This window comes from Pseudomonas sp. MF6394, assembly GCF_002018845.1.
Classification (GTDB): Bacteria; Pseudomonadota; Gammaproteobacteria; order Pseudomonadales; family Pseudomonadaceae; genus Aquipseudomonas; species Aquipseudomonas lactis.
In genome coordinates, this window is record NZ_MVOJ01000010.1 from 1 (window position 1) to 19490 (window position 19490).

The 19490-nt window shown below is 60.2% G+C and carries 16 protein-coding genes; 12 read left to right on the top strand and 4 right to left on the bottom strand.

The features are described 5' to 3' along the window. Positions 1-56 precede the first annotated feature (56 nt). On the bottom strand, positions 57-806 hold the full coding sequence (locus MF6394_RS12395; RefSeq protein WP_078466765.1) for a helix-turn-helix transcriptional regulator: 750 nt from the start codon (positions 804-806) through the stop codon (positions 57-59). A 137-nt stretch (positions 807-943) separates the two neighbouring features. Here MF6394_RS12395 and MF6394_RS12400 point away from each other — a divergent pair, with 137 nt between their 5' ends. Further along, positions 944-1753 (top strand): UDP-2,3-diacylglucosamine diphosphatase, encoded by an 810-nt coding sequence (locus MF6394_RS12400; RefSeq protein WP_003192999.1) that lies wholly within the window; start codon positions 944-946, stop codon positions 1751-1753. Positions 1754-2274: 521 nt separating this feature from the next. Here MF6394_RS12400 and MF6394_RS12410 read toward each other — a convergent pair. From MF6394_RS12410 to phhA, 3 genes are all read right to left on the bottom strand, one after another. Further along, a complete protein-coding gene (locus MF6394_RS12410; RefSeq protein WP_078466767.1) occupies positions 2275-3468 on the bottom strand; it encodes an amino acid aminotransferase in 1194 nt (397 codons plus the stop codon). Then, positions 3468-3824: a 4a-hydroxytetrahydrobiopterin dehydratase gene (locus MF6394_RS12415; protein ID WP_003192995.1), complete on the bottom strand. Its 357-nt coding sequence runs from the start codon at positions 3822-3824 to the stop codon at positions 3468-3470. Before MF6394_RS12415 ends, MF6394_RS12410 begins: the two co-directional genes overlap by 1 nt. A gap of 98 nt (positions 3825-3922) precedes the next feature. After that, positions 3923-4714 carry a phenylalanine 4-monooxygenase gene (gene phhA, locus MF6394_RS12420; protein ID WP_032895932.1) on the bottom strand — a complete coding sequence of 264 codons (792 nt, stop codon included), beginning with the start codon at positions 4712-4714 and terminating at the stop codon, positions 3923-3925. Positions 4715-4971: 257 nt separating this feature from the next. Here phhA and MF6394_RS12425 point away from each other — a divergent pair, with 257 nt between their 5' ends. From MF6394_RS12425 to MF6394_RS12480, 11 genes are all read left to right on the top strand, one after another. After that, entirely contained in the window at positions 4972-6537 is a 1566-nt protein-coding gene (locus tag MF6394_RS12425) for a sigma-54-dependent transcriptional regulator (RefSeq protein ID WP_078466768.1), read from the top strand. A 723-nt stretch (positions 6538-7260) separates the two neighbouring features. Next, positions 7261-8001: a flagellar basal body rod protein FlgF gene (locus MF6394_RS12435; protein WP_003192988.1), complete on the top strand. Its 741-nt coding sequence runs from the start codon at positions 7261-7263 to the stop codon at positions 7999-8001. A 62-nt stretch (positions 8002-8063) separates the two neighbouring features. Further along, positions 8064-8849, top strand: coding sequence for a flagellar basal-body rod protein FlgG (flgG, locus tag MF6394_RS12440; protein ID WP_003192986.1), 786 nt, complete (start codon positions 8064-8066; stop codon positions 8847-8849). Positions 8850-8901: 52 nt separating this feature from the next. After that, complete coding sequence (flgH, locus tag MF6394_RS12445; RefSeq protein WP_032895934.1) at positions 8902-9597, top strand: flagellar basal body L-ring protein FlgH; 696 nt, start codon at positions 8902-8904, stop codon at positions 9595-9597. 6 nt (positions 9598-9603) lie between these two features. After that, positions 9604-10713 carry a flagellar basal body P-ring protein FlgI gene (locus tag MF6394_RS12450; protein ID WP_161794338.1) on the top strand — a complete coding sequence of 370 codons (1110 nt, stop codon included), beginning with the start codon at positions 9604-9606 and terminating at the stop codon, positions 10711-10713. A gap of 4 nt (positions 10714-10717) precedes the next feature. Further along, on the top strand, positions 10718-11977 hold the full coding sequence (gene flgJ / locus MF6394_RS12455; RefSeq protein ID WP_032902465.1) for a flagellar assembly peptidoglycan hydrolase FlgJ: 1260 nt from the start codon (positions 10718-10720) through the stop codon (positions 11975-11977). Between the two features lie 10 nt (positions 11978-11987). After that, positions 11988-14033 carry a flagellar hook-associated protein FlgK gene (flgK, locus tag MF6394_RS12460; RefSeq protein WP_044274994.1) on the top strand — a complete coding sequence of 682 codons (2046 nt, stop codon included), beginning with the start codon at positions 11988-11990 and terminating at the stop codon, positions 14031-14033. Between the two features lie 14 nt (positions 14034-14047). Next, positions 14048-15658 (top strand): flagellar hook-associated protein 3, encoded by a 1611-nt coding sequence (locus MF6394_RS12465; protein ID WP_047711505.1) that lies wholly within the window; start codon positions 14048-14050, stop codon positions 15656-15658. A gap of 276 nt (positions 15659-15934) precedes the next feature. Continuing rightward, on the top strand, positions 15935-16864 hold the full coding sequence (locus MF6394_RS12470; protein ID WP_078466770.1) for a ketoacyl-ACP synthase III: 930 nt from the start codon (positions 15935-15937) through the stop codon (positions 16862-16864). A gap of 388 nt (positions 16865-17252) precedes the next feature. Then, on the top strand, positions 17253-18992 hold the full coding sequence (locus MF6394_RS12475) for a flagellin N-terminal helical domain-containing protein (RefSeq protein ID WP_044274987.1): 1740 nt from the start codon (positions 17253-17255) through the stop codon (positions 18990-18992). 76 nt (positions 18993-19068) lie between these two features. Continuing rightward, positions 19069-19416, top strand: coding sequence for a flagellar protein FlaG (locus tag MF6394_RS12480; RefSeq protein WP_047711503.1), 348 nt, complete (start codon positions 19069-19071; stop codon positions 19414-19416). Positions 19417-19490: the final 74 nt, after the last annotated feature.

The window sequence follows — 19490 nt, forward strand, 5'->3', positions numbered from 1 at the left end:
GGTTGGCGGGGGGGGCGTCTGTCGCGGGTGGGGTGATTTTTAGCGCAAGACTCTTGCTAGCCCGCCCGACGCAATGCACCGGGCGAGGCGCCAAAGGCCCGTAGCATGGCCGCGCAAAATGCGCTTTGTGAGGCGTAGCCGACGCGCTCGGCAATCTCGCCGATGGGCAGGGAGGTTTCGCGTAACAGCCTGAGCGCCATGTGCAGGCGGCGACTGCGTAGATAGTCCATCGGCGTCTGCCCGCATTCCGCCATAAACCTTGCATGCAGGCGCGGCACGGACAAATCGGCAATCCGCGCCAGGTCGGCCACCTGCAGCGGGCGCGCCGCATGGCGCTCGATATGGGCATTGAACGCCGCGTAAGGCAGGCGCCGGCCCGGCAGTGTTTGGGCCTGAGGATGGTTGAGGCTGGCCAGTAACAGCACAGCCCCTTGCTGGACGATCAGCGGGTCGTGCACCGGGCTTTGTGCCAGCCACTGCACCAACTGGTGTTGCCGGGCATCCAACGCGAGGTGCGCGGGTTGGTCGAGCAAGCGGCGGCTGGCATCGGCATGTTCGCCCAAGGATTGCACCATCCAGTTTTCAGTCGGTACATCCAGCACCAGGCAGCGGCTGCCATCGCGGCTGATGCAGGCATGGTGGGTGGAGAAGGGCAGCACCATCACGCTGCTTTCGCGCACCTGGCTGCCACGGCCATCGACTTCCAGGTCCAGGTGCCCGGACAGGCCGAACACCAACTGCGCATGGTCATGGCTGTGGGCAATGGGCGCTTCGAGGTAGTGGCGTAGCGTGAGGGTCGGGCTCATCGCGGTCTCCAGGGCGGCAAGCTGTCAGTCTACAACGCTTGGCGGGCAGCGGGCGCTGTCATCAGACTGACGCACGCTTGTCATGGGCTATTAATCGCGAGGGTGCAAGCTCGCCAAAACAGCGTCGAGGGATGCCCATGACCCGTGCCGAGTTCACCAAGCCCAGCCGCAAGCAACGGGTGCGAACCCTGTGGATTTCCGACGTGCACCTGGGCACCCGGGATTGCCAGGCCGAACACCTGTCGCACTTTCTCAAGGGCTACCACGCCGACAAGGTCTACCTGGTCGGTGACATCATCGACGGTTGGAAAATGCGCGGCGGCATGTATTGGCCTCAAGCCCATACCAACGTGATCCGCCGCCTGCTGACCATGGCCAAGCGTGGCACCGAGGTCATCTATGTCACCGGCAATCATGACGAGTTCCTGCGTCGCTATTCCAAGCTGATCCTGGGCAATATCCAGTTGGTCGATGAAGCCGTGCACGTCACCGCCGATGGTCGCCACTTGCTGGTGATTCATGGCGACCAGTTTGATGTAATCACGCGCTATCACCGCTGGCTCGCCTTCCTTGGCGATTCGGCCTACGAATTCACCCTGACGCTGAACCGCTGGCTGAACCACTGGCGTGCGCGGTACGGCTACGGTTACTGGTCGCTGTCGGCTTACCTGAAGCACAAGGTCAAGACAGCGGTGAGTTTTATCAGCGATTTCGAAGAGGCGATTGCCCACGAAGTGACCAAGCGTGAATTGCACGGGGTGGTGTGCGGGCATATTCACCATGCCGAGATTCGCAAGGTGGGCGAGGTGGATTACCTCAACTGCGGGGATTGGGTGGAGTCGTGCACGGCCTTGATTGAGCACTGGGATGGGCATATCGAGTTGTATCGGTTGGCGGATGCGCAGGCTAAAGAGGCACTGCTCAAGGCTGAAATGGTTGCTGGCTGAACCTGTGGCGAGTGAGCTTGCTCCCGTGACGGCCTGACAGCCGACGTTGATCTACCTGACACCCCACGATTCAAATGTGGGAGCTGGCTTGCCTGCGAAGAGGGCCTGACAGTCAACACAGCTGGATTGTGTACATATCCATTGCTTCGGTAACGGCCACTTAGGGTTCCGCTCTGACAGCGGCTCACTTTTGAAAAGCGCAAAAGTAAGCAAAACGCTCTTGCCCCACCACTCGGCACCTCGCCTAGGCTCGGTGTGCCCGCAATCCGCCAGTGATTTGGGGGGCCGCCGCCACGCGCCATCCATGGCGCGGGGCGGCTAAACCGGCATCCCTGCCGGTTTACCCCCCAAATCCCTGTCGAATTCCGGCCAGCGTGGTTTAACGGGGCGCCTAAGATCAAGATCAAAAGCAGATCAAGAGCGGCTCGCTTCGCATCGTGGTTACAGTTGATCGCTACAGCGTTGTGTAGATATCTATAGCCATCGCAGGCAAGCCCGCTCCCACACTTAATCCCGTTTCTTCAGTTAGAGACGTCAGCAATGGCTTGAGCCAGCAACGTCAACCGCGTCGCATCAACCCCAGCCACGTTAGCCCGCCCCGAACTGACCATATACACACTGTGCTTCTCGCGCAGTTGCTTGACCTGCTCGGCACTCAAGCCGGTATAGGAAAACATCCCCCGCTGCGCGCCGATATGCGCAAAGCGCTCGGCCAGCCCATGGGGCGCAAGTGCTTCCACCAACCCGGAACGCAACTGGGCGATCCGCGAACGCATGGCCTCGACTTCCTCGCTCCACTGCTTTTTCAGCTGTGCATCACCGAGGATGGTCGCCACCACGGCGGCGCCATGATCCGGCGGCGTCGACCACAGGTTGCGCGCGATATTCGCCAGTTGGCTACGTACATCGGTGAGCTTTTCAGCATCCGCCGCACACACAATCAATGCACCTACGCGGTCGCGGTACAGGCCGAAGTTCTTCGAGCACGAACTGGTAATCAGCACTTCCGGCAGCTCGGCGGCAAACAGGCGCACCGCCCAGGCGTCCTGCTCCAGGCCATCGCCAAAGCCCTGGTAGGCAAAATCGATCAGCGGCAGCAACTGGCGTTCACGCACGATCTGCAAGACCTGGCGCCAGTCGTCCTGGGACAGGTCAAAGCCGGTCGGGTTATGGCAGCACGCGTGCAGCAATACTACGTCGCCCCTGGGCACGCTGGACAGGGTTGCCAGCATCGCCGTCACGTCCAGGCGGTTGTCGCTGCCCACGTAAGGGTAATGACTGACCTTGAGCCCGGCTTTGGCAAAAATGGTTTCGTGGATCGGCCAGGTCGGGTTGCTCAGCCACACGCCACGGCCCGGCAGGCTGTGGGCGATAAAGTCGGCACTCAGGCGCAGGGCGCCGGTGCCGCCGGGGGTTTGCGTGGCGCCAGCGCGGCGGTCACGCAGCAAGGCCGAATCAGCGCCGAGCACCAGTTCGCTGATCAGGCTGCCGAAGGCTGCATCGCCATGGCCACCAATATAGGTCTTGGTCACTTGGGTCTCGACCAGGCGCTGTTCCGCCAGTTTCACCGAGTGAGGAATCGGCGTCAGGCCTTGGTCGTCCTTATAAACACCTACGCCCAGGTCGAACTTGTTCGGGTTGGCGTCCTGAGCATACAGGTCCATCAGCCCGAGGATCGGGTCGCCAGGCACGCGACCAATGGCATCGAAATGCATTACTTGCGGCCCTCGGCAGTCTTGGCCACTTCGTCGGTGCGCGCGGCCATGATGAAGTCGTTGCGGTGCAGGCCCTTGATGGAGTGGCTCCACCAGGTCACGGTGACTTTGCCCCACTCGGTGAGCAGGCCTGGGTGATGGCCTTCGGCTTCGGAAATTTCACCCATGGCGTTGGTGAAGGCCAGGGCGAATTTGAAGTTCTTGAACAGGAAAACCTTTTCCAACTGCATCACGCCGTCGCGCACTTCGATGTTCCAGTCTGGGATCTGCTTGATCAGCACCGGCAGTTCTTCATCGCTGACTTGCGGGGCATCGGCGCGGCAGGCTTCGCAGTGGGCTTGGTTCAAGGTGGTCATGGAAGGTGTCCTGAATTCGAATGATTGAAGGTCAGTGGCGTTACCCTAAAGCAACGCGGGGCCAGGGAACAGACTCACCTGGCCTTAAAACGTAAGGTTCACGCAGCTTTGGGTTTGGGCGGAAATTTCGGTGCGTGCAAGCCCAGCTCCATACCGCGCTCGACCATGCCCATGATGTCTTCCTGGGCCACGTCGAACAGGCGCTTGAGTTCGGGCAATACGAAGTACAAAGGTTGCAGGATGTCGATGCGATAGGGAGTGCGCATCGCTTCCAGCGGATCAAAGGCCTGGTGCTCGGGCTCGTCCGACAGGCAATACACACTTTCTTTAGGCGACGACAGAATGCCGCCACCGTAGATGCGCCGCCCTTGGGGCGTGTCTACCAGGCCGAACTCGATGGTCATCCAGTACAGGCGCGCCAGGTACACCCGTTGCTCCTTGGTGGCCGCCAGGCCGAGCTTGCCGTAAGTGTGGGTAAATTCAGCGAACCAGGGGTTGGTCAGCAGCGGGCAGTGGCCAAAGATCTCGTGGAAAATATCCGGCTCTTGCAGGTAGTCCAGTTCTTCACGGGTGCGAATAAAAGTCGCCACCGGGAACTGCTTGCTGGCCAGCAATTCAAAAAAGGTCTGGAAGGGAATCAGCGCCGGCACGCGGGCGACTTGCCAGCCGGTGGTGTCGGCCAGCACCTTGTTGATTTCGCCCAGTTGAGGGATGCGGTCCAGGGGCAGGCCGAGCTTGTCGATGCCGTCCAGGTATTCCTGGCAGGCGCGGCCCTCGATCACTTTCAACTGGCGAGTGATCAGGGTATTCCACACCGCGTGTTCTTCGGGCGGGTAGTGGATAAAACCTTGCGCATCGGGCTCGCGGGCCACGTAGTGCGTCTGCTTCATACGGCTCTCCTGCTAGGCATTCGTTCTTGTTATGTCCTGGGATGCCTCTATTGATAACCGGATAGGCGCAGGATTCCATCCGCCTTTAGCGGATGCATGTAGGAAAAATTACCGGTAATCGTAAAGTATTCGTTACGATAGGCCCGCTTGTCGCAGCTATAGGCTGGGAATAGCGGCCGTACTGTCACATAATCTTGACGACTATCTGCGCCCAGCGACAAAAAGACGCGGCGCCTACTCCCTTTTCGAGTTTTTCCATGCGTATCAAAGTGCACTGCCAGAACCGCATCGGCATCCTGCGGGACATCCTCAACCTGCTGGTGGAGTACGGCGTCAACGTCGCCAAGGGCGAAGTCGGCGGTGAGCATGGCAACGCCATCTACCTGTTTTGCCCTAACCTGGTGAATATGCAATTTCAGGCGTTGCGCCCGCAGTTCGAGGCGATTGCCGGGGTGTTTGGCGTCAAGCGGGTAGGGCTGATGCCCAGCGAGCGTCGGCATATGGAACTCAATGCATTGCTCGGCGCCCTGGAATTTCCGGTGCTGTCCATTGATATGGGCGGCTCCATCGTGGCCGCCAACCGTGCGGCGGCGCAGTTGCTGGGCGTACGGGTGGATGAAGTGCCGGGGATACCCCTGTCGCGGTATGCCGAGGACTTTGACCTGCCGGAACTGGTGCGCGCCAGCAAATCGCGAATCAATGGCCTGCGGGTCAAGGTCAAGGGCGACGTATTTCTGGCGGACATCGCGCCCCTGCAATCCTCCGAGCACGATGACAGCGAAGCCATGGCCGGCGCCGTGCTCACCCTGCACCGCGCCGACCGTGTCGGTGAGCGTATCTATAACGTGCGCAAGCAAGAGCTGCGCGGTTTCGACAGCATCTTCCAGAGCTCCAAGGTCATGGCCGCGGTGGTGCGTGAAGCGCGGCGCATGGCGCCGCTGGATGCACCGCTATTAATAGAAGGCGAAACCGGCACCGGCAAGGAGCTGTTGGCCCGGGCCTGCCACTTGGCCAGCCCCCGCGGGCAATCGCCGTTGATGGCGCTCAACTGTGCGGGGTTGCCCGAGTCGATGGCCGAGACCGAACTGTTTGGCTACGGCCCCGGCGCATTTGAAGGGGCGCGGGCCGAAGGCAAGTTGGGCCTGCTTGAGCTGACGGCGGGCGGTACCTTGTTTCTGGATGGCGTGGGGGAAATGAGCGCGCGCTTGCAGGTCAAGCTGCTGTGCTTTCTGCAGGACGGGTGTTTTCGCCGGGTAGGCAGTGATGAAGAGGTGTACCTGGATGTGCGGGTGATCTGTGCGACCCAGGTGGATTTGTCGGAGCTCTGCGCCCGGGGTGAGTTTCGCCAGGACCTTTATCATCGGCTGAATGTGCTGTCGTTGCATATTCCGCCATTGCGCGAATGCCTGGATGGCCTTGCGCCGTTGGTCGAGCACTTTCTCGACCAGGCCAGCCGGCAGATCGGTTGCCCACTGCCCAAGTTGGCCCCCGCCGCGATGGACAAGCTCAGCCACTACCACTGGCCGGGCAATGTGCGGCAACTGGAAAACGTGCTGTTCCAGGCGGTGTCGTTGTGTGAGGGCGGTACGGTCAAGGTTGAGCATATTCGCTTGCCGGATTATGGCGTGCGCCAGCCGCTGGGTGATTTTTCCCTGGAGGGCAGCCTGGAGGATATCGTCGGGCGCTTTGAGAAGGCGGTGTTGGAAAGCCTGTATGCCGAACACCCGAGCAGTCGCCAGTTGGGCAAGCGCCTGGGGGTGTCCCACACCACCATTGCCAACAAGCTGCGTGATTACGAAGTGCTCAAGGCTGATCGCAGTTAAAACGGTGGGAGCTTGCTCCTGTGACGGCCGGCACTGATCTAACTGACGCACCGCGATCCAAATGTGGGAGCTGGCTTGTCTGCGAAGACGGCCTAACAGTCAACACAGTTGGATCGGGTACATATCCGATATTTAGGTAACGGCCACTTAGGGTTCCGCCCTGACGGCGGCTCACTTTTGAACAGCGCAAAAGTAAGCAAAACGCTCTTGCCCCACCACTCGGCACCTCGCCTAGGCTCGGTGTGCCCGTAATCCGCCAGTGATTTGGGGGGCCGCCGCCACGCGCCATCCATGGCGCGGGGCTGCTAAACCGGCATCCCTGCCGGTTTACCCCCCAAATCCCTGTCGAATTCCGGCCAGCGTGGTTTGACGGGGCGCCTGAGATCAAGATCAAAAGCAGATCAAGAGCTACTCGCTTCGCATCGTGGGTACCGTCTGCTGCTACAGCCCACTGTCAGTTGGCATGTCAGTGCCTGTTCCACTGCTATCGCAGGCAAGCCAGCTCCCACATTTGATCTTTGTCGTTTTCCAGGCCGGTGTTTGCCGCAGGCGGCAGTAGTCCGCCGTTTTTTCGACTGTTTCTGCCCTGCCTATTTCAGCTATCTCCACGAAACCCCCGCCGCGCCTGGACTTTGGCCTCTTTTGAAAAGTTGGTTCGCAAATTGCTTAAGCCTCCTCAGTACAGCGGTGGGCGGCAAGCGTCCGTCAGAAAGAGGATAGAGCGTGGACAAGTACCTTTATGTGGCAATGACCGGCGCCAGCCAGAATGCACTGGCGCAGAAGGCCCATGCCAACAATCTGGCGAACATTTCCACCAACGGTTTCCAGCGCGACCTGGAGCAGGCGCGTTCGATGCCGGTGTTCGGTGACAGCTTTCCGGCGCGGGCGTTTGCCATGACCGAACGGCCGGCCACTGATTTTTCTCCGGGCGCGATGATCGAAACCGGCCGCGACCTCGATGTGGCCGTCAGCGGCGACGGCTGGATGGCCGTGCAAACCCCCGATGGCGGCGAAGCCTACGTGCGCAGCGCCAGCATGAACGTGGATGCCCTGGGCGTGCTGCGGGCTGGCAACGGTATGCCGATCATGGGCAACGGTGGCCCGATTGCCGTGCCGCCCCAGCAGAAAATCGAAGTGGGTTCGGACGGCACCATCAGTATCCGTGCCATGGGTGAAGGCCCGCGGGTGATGGCGGAAGTGGACCGTATCAAGATGGTCCAGCCAGACCTCAAGAACATGACCAAAGGCCTGGACGGCACCATCCACACCAAGGATGGCCAGCCGGCCCAGGCCGACGCGAACGTGCGGCTGACCTCGGGTTTCTTGCAGGCGAGTAACGTCAATGCCGTGGAAGAAATGACCGCGGTGCTGGCGCTGGCCAAGCAGTTCGAGTTGCACATCAAGATGATGAACAGCGCTAAAGAAGACGACCAGGCCATGACGCGCGTCATGCAGATGAGCTGATTCAAGCCCACTCACTAATTTGCAACGCAGCGCCAACCATCCGGCGCACGAAGGAGAACAGCATGCTTCCGGCTCTATGGGTTGCCAAGACAGGCCTGTCCGCCCAGGACACCAACCTGACGACCATTTCCAACAACCTGGCAAACGTGTCGACCACGGGCTTCAAACGTGACCGCGCCGAGTTCCAGGACTTGCTCTACCAGATCAAGAAGCAACCGGGCGCCCAATCGACCCAGGACAGCGAGCTACCGTCGGGCCTGCAACTGGGTACCGGTGTGCAGATCGTCGGCACCCAGAAAAACTTCAGCGCCGGTAACCTGCAGCAAACCGGCCAGCCCCTGGACATGGCGATCAATGGCCGCGGCTTTTTCCAGGTGCTGCAGCCGGATGGCACCACCTCTTACACCCGTGACGGCACTTTCCACCTGGATTCCAACGGCCAGATCGTGACCGCCAACGGTTTCGCCCTGGAGCCTGCTGTCGTGGTGCCGCCCGACGCCAAGACCTTCACCGTCGGCAACGACGGCACCGTGTCTATCACCGTTGCTGGCAACCCGGCCTCCCAAGTGATCGGCAACCTGCAAACCGCCGACTTCATCAACCCGGCCGGCCTGCAGGCGATGGGCAACAACCTGTTCCTGGAAACCGCCTCCAGTGGCGCGCCGCAAATCGGCACCCCTGGCTTGAACGGCTTCGGCACCACGCTGCAAAGCACCCTGGAAACCTCCAACGTCAGCACCGTTGAGGAGATGGTCAACATGATCACCACCCAGCGCGCCTACGAGATGAACTCCAAGGTGATTTCCACCGCCGACCAGATGCTTTCGTTCGTTACGCAGAATCTGTAATCAGTCTATGGGGCGCCCTTGAGGGTGCCTGCAACACCGTGAGGTTAGGGTCATGAATCGCTATGTTTGTGTGTTGGCATTGAGTGGGATCGCCGTGCTTGCGGGCTGTGTTGCCCCCTCGCCAAAGCCCAATGACCCGTACTACGCGCCGGTGTTGCCACGCACGCCGCTGCCGGCGGCGGCCAACAATGGCTCGATCTACCAGGCCGGTTTCGAGCAGAACCTGTACAGCGACCGCAAGGCGTTCCGGGTCGGTGACATCATCACCATCACCCTGAACGAGAAGACCCAGGCCAGCAAGAACGCCAACTCGCAGATCGGCAAGAACAGCAAGACCAGCATCGGCCTGACCTCGCTGTTCGGCGGTGGCCTGAACACCAATAACCCGCTGGGCAGCGGTGACCTGAGCCTGGACGCCGGCTACAGCGGCGACCGTGCCACCAACGGCAAGAGCGCAGCAGGGCAGGGCAACAGCCTGACCGGTTCGATCACCGTGACCGTCGCCGACGTATTGCCCAACGGCATCATTGCCGTGCGCGGTGAAAAGTGGATGACCCTCAACACCGGCGACGAGCTGGTGCGCATCGCCGGCATGGTCCGCGCCGATGACATCTCCACCGACAACACCGTGCCGTCGACGCGCATTGCCGATGCACGCATTACCTACTCGGGCACCGGTTCGTTTGCCGATGCGAGCCAGCCGGGCTGGTTCGACCGCTTCTTCCTCAGCCCGCTGTTCCCTTTCTAGGTGGCCATTTTGAAGTTCAAACAGCTGATGGCGATGGCGCTCTTGTTGGCGTTGAGTGCTGTGGCCCAGGCCGAGCGCCTGAAGGACATCGCCAGTATTTCCGGCGTGCGCTCCAACCAGTTGATCGGCTATGGCCTGGTGGTGGGGCTCAACGGCACGGGTGACCAGACCACCCAGACGCCGTTCACCCTGCAAACCTTCAACAACATGCTCTCCCAGTTCGGCATCAAGGTGCCGCCAGGCTCGGGCAACGTGCAGTTGAAGAACGTCGCAGCAGTGTCGATCAGCGCCGATCTGCCCGCGTTCGCCAAGCCGGGGCAGGTGGTGGACATCACCGTGTCGTCCATGGGTAACTCCAAGAGTCTGCGCGGCGGCACCTTGCTGATGACGCCGCTCAAAGGTATCGACGGCAACGTCTACGCCATCGCCCAAGGCAACCTGGTGGTCGGCGGTTTTGACGCCGAAGGCCGCGACGGTTCGAAGATCACCGTCAACGTGCCGTCGGCCGGGCGTATCCCCGGTGGCGCCACGGTTGAACGCACCGTGCCGAGTGGTTTCAATCAGGGCAACAGCCTGACCCTGAACCTCAACCGCTCCGACTTCACCACCGCCAAGCGCGTGGTCGACAAGATCAATGACATGCTCGGCCCTGGCGTGGCCCAGGCCATCGATGGCGGCTCGATTCGTGTCACTGCTCCGCTGGACCCAAGCCAGCGTGTGGACTACCTGTCGATCCTGGAAAACCTTGAAGTGGACCCCGGCCAGGCCGTGGCCAAAGTCATCATCAACTCGCGCACCGGCACCATCGTGATCGGCCAGAACGTCAAGGTCTCGCCGGCGGCGGTGACCCACGGCAGCCTGACGGTGACCATCACCGAAGACCCGATCGTCAGCCAGCCGGGGCCGTTGTCCGGTGGCCAGACTGCCGTGGTCCCGCGTTCGCGCGTCAATGCCCAGCAAGAAGCCAAACCGATGTTCAAGTTCGGCCCCGGCACCACCCTGGACGAGATTGTCCGTGCGGTGAACCAGGTGGGCGCCGCGCCCGGCGACTTGATGGCGATCCTCGAAGCTTTGAAGCAGGCCGGCGCGTTGCAAGCCGACCTGATCGTGATCTGAGGCCATGGCCATGGATATGCGCAAGAGCGGCATCAGCAGCACGGCGGACTCGGGGTCTTACTCCGACCTGAACCGGCTTAACCAGCTCAAGGTCGGTGCCGACAAAAACAGCGAAGGCAACCTGCGTAAAGTGGCGCAGGAATTCGAGTCGCTGTTTTTGAACGAGATGCTCAAGTCCATGCGTTCGGCCACCGAGGCCCTGGGCAAGGACAACCCGCTGAACACCCCGGCCGCCAAGCAGTACCAGGAAATGTACGACCAGCAACTGGCGGTGTCGATGTCCCGCGAAGGCGGCGGTATCGGCCTGGCCGATGTGCTGATGCGCCAGATGCAGAAGAACAAACCGGTGGAGGCCCAGGCCGCCACCTTGCAAGGCCCGGCGGCGGATGCGCCGGTGAAGAAAGTCGATGTGCCGACCGAGATTGCCGCCGGTACCCAGGCCGAAGGCCCGTTGGGCCGCTCCAATGGCCAGCGGCCTTTGTGGGCATATCGCGTGGCTGTGCCTGAGGGGGCCAGTACCCATGCCAACGACATGGAGCTGATGAACCAGCGCCGTATCGCCTTGCCCAGCAAGTTGGCCGACCGCCTGCTGGCGGGCATCGTGCCGAACGCCCCGGTCGAAGCCAAAGCCGCGCCCCTGCGTAACAGCGCTGCCGACGACACGGTCATCAACAGCAGTGCGCGTAGCTTTGCCGTGCCGAGCGGGCGCATGCAAGTGTATGGCCGCGCCATTGCCCAGCCACCGCTGGCACCAGCGAAGAAAGCCTTCAGCTCCCAGGATGAGTTTGTCGCCACCATGCTGCCGATGGCCAAGGCCGCCGCCGCACGTATCGGTATCGACCCCAAGTATCTGGTGGCCCAGGCCGCACTGGAAACCGGCTGGGGCAAATCGGTGATGCGCGCCGAGGACGGCAGCAGCAGCCACAACCTGTTCGGCATCAAGGCCGGCCAGAGCTGGCAGGGCGGTCAGGCCCGGGCGATCACCAGCGAGTTTCGCGATGGTGCGATGGTCAAGGAAACGGCGCAGTTCCGTTCCTACAGCTCCTACCAGGACAGCTTCCACGACCTCGTGACCCTGCTGCAAAGCCATGATCGCTATAAAGAAGTTGTGAAATCAGCCGACAACCCGGAACAGTTTGTACGCGAGTTGCAAAAAGCCGGTTATGCAACCGACCCGGATTACGCCAGCAAGATTTCGCAGATCGCAAAAAACATGAACAGTTACCAGAACTACGCTGCCGCTGGCGCAACCACACATTTATAAGGTCTGAACCATGAGTTTGCTCAGTATCGGGATGTCAGGGCTCAATGCCGCTCAAGGATCGTTGTCGGTCTTGAGTAATAACATCGCCAACGTGAATACCCCGGGGTACTCGCGTCAGCAGACCACGCAAAATACCAACGCGTCGAACCCGTTCGGCGGCGTGTACATCGGCAGCGGCACCACCCTGGCCGATGTGCGCCGGGTGTACAACGAGTACCTGGACACCGCTTACCAGAACAGCACGGCGCTCAATAACGATGCCAAGGCATACCTGGACCAGGTCGGTGCCGTCGACAAAGTGCTGTCGGACAAAACCACCGGTCTGTCCTCGGTGCTCAGTTCGTTCTTCGCCACCCTGCAAACCGCCGCGTCCAACCCCAGCGACCTGTCGGCCCGACAACTGCTGGTGACCAACGCCCAGACCCTGAGCAGCCGTTTCAACGCGATCTCAACGCAGTTGACCCAGCAGAAAGAGACGATCAACAACCAACTGAGCAGCATGAGTGATCAGGTCAATCAATTGACCGCCTCGATTGCCTCCCTCAACCAGCAGATCTCCCAGGCCCAAGGCAGCTCCAACAGCGCCCCGGCCAACCTGCTGGACTCGCGTAACGAGGCAGTACGTTCGCTCAATGAGTTGATTGGCGTGACGGCCACTGAGAAAAACGGCCAGTTCAGCGTAACCACCGGCAGCGGCCAGTCCCTGGTGGAGGGCGGGATTTCCAACAAGATTTCCGCCGCGCCAAGCAAAACCGATAACAGCCAGTACACCATCCAGCTGGACATGAACGGCACCACCCTGGACCTGGGCTCGGTGATCAGCGGCGGCAGCATCGGCGGCCTGTTGCGCTATCGCAGCGATGCCCTGATGCCGGCCATCAATGAACTGGGCCGTATCGCCATCGCCACGGCAGACACGCTCAACAACCAACTGGGCCAGGGCCTGGACCTCAACGGTGACTTTGGCGTTTCGCTGTTCAAAGACATCAACAGCGCCGCCGCCATTGCCTCGCGCAGCCAGGGTGCCTCGGGCAACAGCGCCGGCGCGGGCAACCTGAACGTGACGATCAAGGACAGCAGTCAGTTGTCCACGTTTGACTACACCGTGACCTTCAACGACAAGACCGATCCTAACAAGATCACGGTGTTGCGTTCGGACGGCAAGGCCATGGGCACCTTTGATATGAGCGCTACACCGCCGCCGACCATGGATGGTTTCACCCTGGCGCTGGACGGCAAGGGCACCATGGCGTTTGGCGACAGTTTCAAAGTCAGCCCCACCGCCACGGGCGCCAGCGGTATTGGCGTGGCGCTCACCGATGCGAACAAACTGGCGTTCGCCGGCCCGTTGGCAGGTACCAGCAGCACGACCAACAGCGGCACGGGTACCTTTACCCAGCCGGCCTTGACGGTGCCGCTGGATATCCATGGCGGCACCGACACCGCGCAGCTGCGCGCCGGTATTGAAAACTCGATGCCGGTGAAGATGGTGTTCGGCAAGCCCGCCGCCGACGGTACGCAGTCCTATACCATCAACGATTCCAAGGGCAATCCGATTGGCACTGGCTCGATCATTCCGGGGCAGGGCAACAAGATCACCGTGGACGTGCCGATGCGCGACGCCAGCGGTGCCGCCATTCCCGGCAAGAGCTTCAAGTTCGACACCACCGTCAACGGCTCGCCGGCAGACGGCGACAGCACCACCTTTGCCTTCAACAGTGGCGGCAAGTCCGACGGCCGCAACGCCCAGGAACTGCTGAACCTGCAAACCAAGGCCACCGTCGGCATGGGCGATGGCAACGCGGGCACCAGCCTGGTGGGCGCCAACAGCAAGCTGGTCTCGACCGTAGGTGCCAAGGCCAGCCAGGCCGGGGTCGACACCGCCGCCACCGGCGCGTTGCTCAGCGCCAACAAGGAAGCACGCAACTCGGTATCCGGGGTCAACCTGGATGATGAAGCGGGCGACATGATCAAGTTCCAGCAGTACTACACCGCGTCGTCGCAGATCATCAAGGCTGCGCAGGAAACCTTCACCACACTGATGAATGCTCTTTAAGGGAGGCTGGGACGATGCGTATTTCTACACAGCAGTATTTTGAGACCAGCTCTGCCAAGTACCAGAGCAACTATTCCAGCGTGGTCAAGGCCCAGGACCAGGCCAGCTCCGGCGTGCGCGTGCAAACCGCCGCGGATGATCCGGTGGCGGCGGCGCGGTTGTTGATGCTGCAGCAGCAGAAAGACATGCTGGCGCAGTTCAATGGCAACATCGACACCCTCAAAAACTCGCTGACCACCCAGGACGGCGTGCTGGAAAATATCAATATCGCGATTCAACGAGCCAGTGAGTTGGCGCTCAAGGCGGGTAACGTCGGCATCAGCGACGCTGACCGCAAGTCGACGGCCGCCGAGATTGGCGCCATTGAAGACCAGGTTTTGGGCCTGCTCAATACCAAGGACGCCAGCGGCAATTACTTGTTCTCCGGCAGCAAGACCGACACGCCGCCCTACGCCCGCAACAATGACGGCACCTACAGCTACCAGGGCGATGACACGCCGCTGAGCTTGAAGATCGCAGAGAACCTGTCGGTTGCCATGGGCAATACCGCCAAGAGCATGCTTGAAAGCTCGGCGAATACGGGCCGTACGCAAACCGCGCCAATCCTCGTGCCGCCAGCGGTCGACGATGGCAAGGTCACCGTCTCTGCCGGGCTGATCGCGGCCAACAGCAGCTATAACAGCAGTTTTTCCGATGGTCAGCCGTATAAGCTGACCTTCACCAGCAGCACCCAATACGTCGTCACGGACAATGCCGGCAAGGACATCACCTCGGAGATTCCGGGCAACGGCACTTTCGATGCCACCAAGGAAGGCGGTTCGACTATCAGCCTGCGCGGGGTCAAGTTCGACATCGGCTTGAACCTGGGCAAAGACGCACTGGGCAAAGACATACTGCCTGGCGCGCCGTCGGACGCCATCGTCAAGGACCGCGAGTTCAGCCTGTCGGTCAAACCAGACACCTTCAGCGTTTCGCGCACCCCAAGCAACCCGTCCACCGCGCAACTGAGCGGCGGCACGGTGAGCGATCCGGCGGCCTACGCCAGCACCTTTCCCAATTCGGGCGTGATCGTGAAGTTCGGTGCCGCTGGCGCCTATGACCTGTATGCGCAGCCGTATAGCGCAGACAGTAAATCCATCGCCAGTGGCACCCTGGCGGCCGGCGCAACCACCATCACGGCGGCAGGGGTGACCTTTGATGTCACCACCGCACCGGGGCCGGCAGACGGCGACCAGTTTGCGATCAGTGCCACCAGCAACAAGAACGAGAACGTCCTCGATACCCTGAGCCATCTGCGCAAAATTCTGGAGACGCCATCAGACGGCAACCCGGCGGCGCAGAAGGAACTCAAGGATGTGGTGGCCAAGTCGATTGGCAACTTGACCAATGCCTACGGGCAGATCGACCAGGCACGTGGCTCACTGGGCGCGCGCCTCAACGGCCTGGACATTCAGTCCAAGGAAAACGTCAGCCTGGACCTGGCCAATACCACCACCATGAATGCCCTGGGCAATGTCGACTTCGCCGAAGCCGCCGTCAACCTGAGCTTGCAGCAAACCATGTTGCAGGCTTCCCAACTGGCCTTCGTGAAAATCTCGCAGTTGAGCCTGTTCAACAAGATGTAAACGGCGTTCAGTCAAGCGGCCCGCTCTGGAAACAGGGCGGGCCGTTGTCGTTTCTGGGGCTTAATTGTTGAAACGTTTTGCATAAACCACGCAAAATTGAGTGACCTGTGAGTCATAAAGCGCATCTTCACTGTATCGTGTGAAAAGGATAAGTCGTCACAGGGCCTTCATCGGGCGGCTTTCAGCGAGTTTTTCATGGGGTTATCCCCTTTATTGTCAGCACTCCCGGCGTAGCCCGAGGGGTGTTCTCCAGCTATTTAGTATTGGGAAGCCACAATGATTGGCATAAAAAGCATCGCCAGTTACGTGCCGGCAGACGGGATCGATAACTACGCCCAGGGTGCCAAATTCGCCAAGGATGAAGAGTTCATCATCGGCAAGATCGGTTCGGCGTTCCTGCCGCGCAAGGAAGCTGCACAGGAAACGTCCGACCTGTGCGTCGAAGCCGTCAACGCATTGTTCGCCAATAACCCGGATTTGAAGCGCGAGTCCATCGACGCGCTGATCGTCGTTACCCAGAACGGCGATGAAGAGGGCTTGCCCCACACCGCCGCTATCGTGCAGGACAAACTGGGCCTGCCGACTCACGTGGCCGCCTTCGATATCTCCCTGGGCTGCTCCGGCTACGTCTACGGCATCTACGCGATGAAGGGCTTCATGGAAGCCGCCGGCCTGAAAAACGGCCTGCTGATCACCGCCGACCCGTATTCCAAGATCGTCGACCCGGAAGACCGCAACACCACCATGCTGTTCGGCGATGCCGCCACCGCCACCTGGATGGGCGAGGACGCGCCGTGGTTGCTGGGCAAATCCAAGTTCGGCACCGACGGTTCCGGCGCGCCGCACTTGAAGGTCAGCGATGGTGTGTTCTTCATGAACGGTCGCCAGGTGTTCAACTTTGCCTTGCTCAAGGTGCCGGCGCACTTGCACGAGCTGCTCAAAGAGTCGGACCTCAAGGCCGATGACATCGATGCGTTCTGCATCCACCAGGGCAGCGCGGCCATCGTCGACGCCGTGGCGCGCCGCTTTGAAGAAGCGCCGGTGGACAAGTTCATCAAGGACATGGTCGAGACCGGTAACACCGTGTCGTCGAGCATCCCGCTGCTGCTGGAAAAGCACGTGATCGACGCCACCTGGAAGCGCGTGGCTATCAGCGGCTTTGGCGTGGGCCTGTCGTGGGGCTCGGCGATTCTCTATCGTCCGTGATGCTTTAGCAGCTGTACAAAAAAACGCCGATGATCCCACGATCATCGGCGTTTTTTTGTGCGCCCCCTCCCTGTAGGAGCGAGCTTGCTCGCGAAGAACGTTAACGATAGCGCGGGCATTCAGAATGCACGCGGCGTTCTCAGGTTCTTCGCGAGCAAGCTCGCTCCTACAAGGGCGAAGTTTTGGCGCCAGTAACCCGTGATTACGGGCGTTTCACGCCTCTATAAGGCCTTGAAATACAAGGGCTGGCACAGGGCTACTAAAAAAAATCAAAAAAATCCTCAAGCAACCGGCTACCACGACGATAACTATTACGTAGGTTCTCTAGGCCACACCCGGCGGTCGCCAGGGCCGGAAGCCGCAGTATCCAAACCACGAGGATTTCGTCATGGCATTATCAGTAAACACCAACATCACCTCCCTGGGTGTCCAGAAGAACCTGAACAAAGCTTCCGACGCTCTGAGCCAGTCGATGAACCGTCTGTCCTCCGGCCTGAAAATCAACAGCGCCAAAGACGACGCTGCCGGCATGCAGATCGCTAACCGTCTGAACAACCAGGTCAAAGGCCTGAACGTTGCCATCTCCAACGCCAACAACGGCGTGTCGATTGCCCAGACCGCTGAAGGCGCGATGCAAGAGTCCACCAACACCCTGCAGCGTCTGCGTGAACTCGCCCTGCAAGCGGCCAACGGTGATAAAAGCGACGCTGACCGTGTTTCCCTGCAACAAGAATTCACCGCTAAAGTGGGCGAGCTGAACCGTATCGCCAGCACCACCACCTTCGGTGGTCGTAACCTGCTGGACGGCTCGTTTCAGAACGTAGCGTTCCAGATTGGCGCAAACGCTAACGAGACTATCTCGTTCGGCATGACCGATATCAGTTCTACCGCGCTGAAAGGCAACTACAGCGAAGCAACCGTTAACAGCACTGCACTGAGCGGTCTGGCCGCAACTACTACTGGCTCGGTACTCACTGACAAAGCGACTGCCACGGGCACCGCTGCTGTCGGCGCAACTGTAGATACCGATACCATAAAGATTAATGGTACAACCATCAGCTTCGGTAACGTCGCTGCTACTGACTTGGGCGTTGCCGCAGTTGCCGCTATCAACAAAGAGACAGCTACTACCGGTGTTACTGCTAGTGCCGATGCTACCGGTGTCCTCACACTGACCTCTGCCAAAGCTATCAAGCTTGAAGCTGGTGATGTTGCCGGCGCGGTCGTTGGCCCACCTGCGGTAGCTGCGAAAACTGACGGCTTGGTCAATCTCAAGCTTGCTGCTAATGCTAACATTGCCCCCACCAGCAATTTGACCGCTGATGGCTCGATCACTGTGAACGGTGCTGCGGTAACTTGGGCGAAAGGCGACGCCATGTCGACCGTTCTCACCAAGCTCACCACTGCTGCTGGCGGCGCTGCAGCTGGTGCTTCCGCTACCTTCACCGATGGTCGTCTCAAGCTGACCTCGGGTAACGGTGCTGACATTAAGCTGGCTAACACCAATAGCGGTTCGCTGTCGCAACTGGGGCTGTCTGCCGGTACCACCCAAGCCAAATTGACCGAAGATACCTCGATCTCGGTCAACGGCGTAGAAGTCAAGTTCAAGAAAGGCGACACTTCTGACGCGGTTGTAGCTTCGATCAACAGCGCCAGCACCGGTGTGCAGGCTAGCAAAAACGCTGACGGCACTCTGAGCCTGTTTGCAGACAAAGATATCACCATCAAAGACGGCAGCGCTGGTACTGGACTGAAAGCCCTGGGTCTGACAACTGTTGCCAATGCGGGCACCAAAACCGCCGTCACTATGGAAACCAGCGTTTCCAACCTGAACATCCTGTCTGCCGCTTCTTCGCAGCAGGCCATCCAGGCTCTGGACGACGCCATGCAGCAGATCGACAGCCAGCGTTCGCAGCTGGGTGCCGTACAAAACCGCTTCGCCAGCACCGTGGCCAACCTGCAGAGCATTTCGCAGAACTCCTCCGCTGCCAAAGGCCGCGTAGAAGATGCTGACTTCGCTTCTGAAGCCGCTGAGCTGACCAAGCAACAAACCCTGCAACAGGCTTCCACTGCGATCCTGTCCCAGGCCAACCAACTGCCATCGTCTGTTCTGAAGCTGCTTCAGTAATAGCGCTAGCGGTTAAATAACGGGAGGGTGCGTTTAACAACGTGCCCTTCCGTTTTTTCAGTTTGGAGGTGGTGACATGGACATGAGCATCAAGCTGACCTCGTCTTACCCCGCAGCCCCGGCCCCGGCCAACCTTGGCGCAGTGGTGACCCAGGCCAAGCCTGTGGCCAGCAATGAGCCGAGCAAAAGTGAAGAGCCTCAGCGCGTTGCGCTGGAAAAGGCTGTGACCGATATGCGTGAGTTTGTGCAGGCTTCACAGCGCAACCTGGATTTTTCCATCGATGACTCTACCGGCAAGGTAGTGGTCAAGGTGATCGCCACTGACAGTGGTGAAGTGATTCGACAGATACCATCGGAGACCGCGCTGAAATTGGCGCAGAACCTGAGCGATGCCGGCAGCCTGTTGTTTGATAGCAAGGCTTGAGTTGGCACGAAACATGTTTCTGATTGCGGTCTAGGCGTATAAGCGCCAAAAAAACGGCCGCTGCAGGACAAGGA

Excerpts from the sequence above, each read along its gene's own strand:
- MF6394_RS12395 (WP_078466765.1), bottom strand. The coding sequence starts at position 806 with ATGAGCCCGACCCTCACGCTACGCCACTACCTCGAAGCGCCCATTGCC.
- MF6394_RS12400 (WP_003192999.1), top strand. The coding sequence starts at position 944 with ATGACCCGTGCCGAGTTCACCAAGCCCAGCCGCAAGCAACGGGTGCGA.
- MF6394_RS12410 (WP_078466767.1), bottom strand. The coding sequence starts at position 3,468 with ATGCATTTCGATGCCATTGGTCGCGTGCCTGGCGACCCGATCCTCGGG.
- MF6394_RS12415 (WP_003192995.1), bottom strand. The coding sequence starts at position 3,824 with ATGACCACCTTGAACCAAGCCCACTGCGAAGCCTGCCGCGCCGATGCC.
- phhA (WP_032895932.1), bottom strand. The coding sequence starts at position 4,714 with ATGAAGCAGACGCACTACGTGGCCCGCGAGCCCGATGCGCAAGGTTTT.
- MF6394_RS12425 (WP_078466768.1), top strand. The coding sequence starts at position 4,972 with ATGCGTATCAAAGTGCACTGCCAGAACCGCATCGGCATCCTGCGGGAC.
- flgG (WP_003192986.1), top strand. The coding sequence starts at position 8,064 with ATGCTTCCGGCTCTATGGGTTGCCAAGACAGGCCTGTCCGCCCAGGAC.
- flgH (WP_032895934.1), top strand. The coding sequence starts at position 8,902 with ATGAATCGCTATGTTTGTGTGTTGGCATTGAGTGGGATCGCCGTGCTT.
- flgJ (WP_032902465.1), top strand. The coding sequence starts at position 10,718 with ATGGCCATGGATATGCGCAAGAGCGGCATCAGCAGCACGGCGGACTCG.
- flgK (WP_044274994.1), top strand. The coding sequence starts at position 11,988 with ATGAGTTTGCTCAGTATCGGGATGTCAGGGCTCAATGCCGCTCAAGGA.
- MF6394_RS12465 (WP_047711505.1), top strand. The coding sequence starts at position 14,048 with ATGCGTATTTCTACACAGCAGTATTTTGAGACCAGCTCTGCCAAGTAC.
- MF6394_RS12470 (WP_078466770.1), top strand. The coding sequence starts at position 15,935 with ATGATTGGCATAAAAAGCATCGCCAGTTACGTGCCGGCAGACGGGATC.
- MF6394_RS12475 (WP_044274987.1), top strand. The coding sequence starts at position 17,253 with ATGGCATTATCAGTAAACACCAACATCACCTCCCTGGGTGTCCAGAAG.
- MF6394_RS12480 (WP_047711503.1), top strand. The coding sequence starts at position 19,069 with ATGGACATGAGCATCAAGCTGACCTCGTCTTACCCCGCAGCCCCGGCC.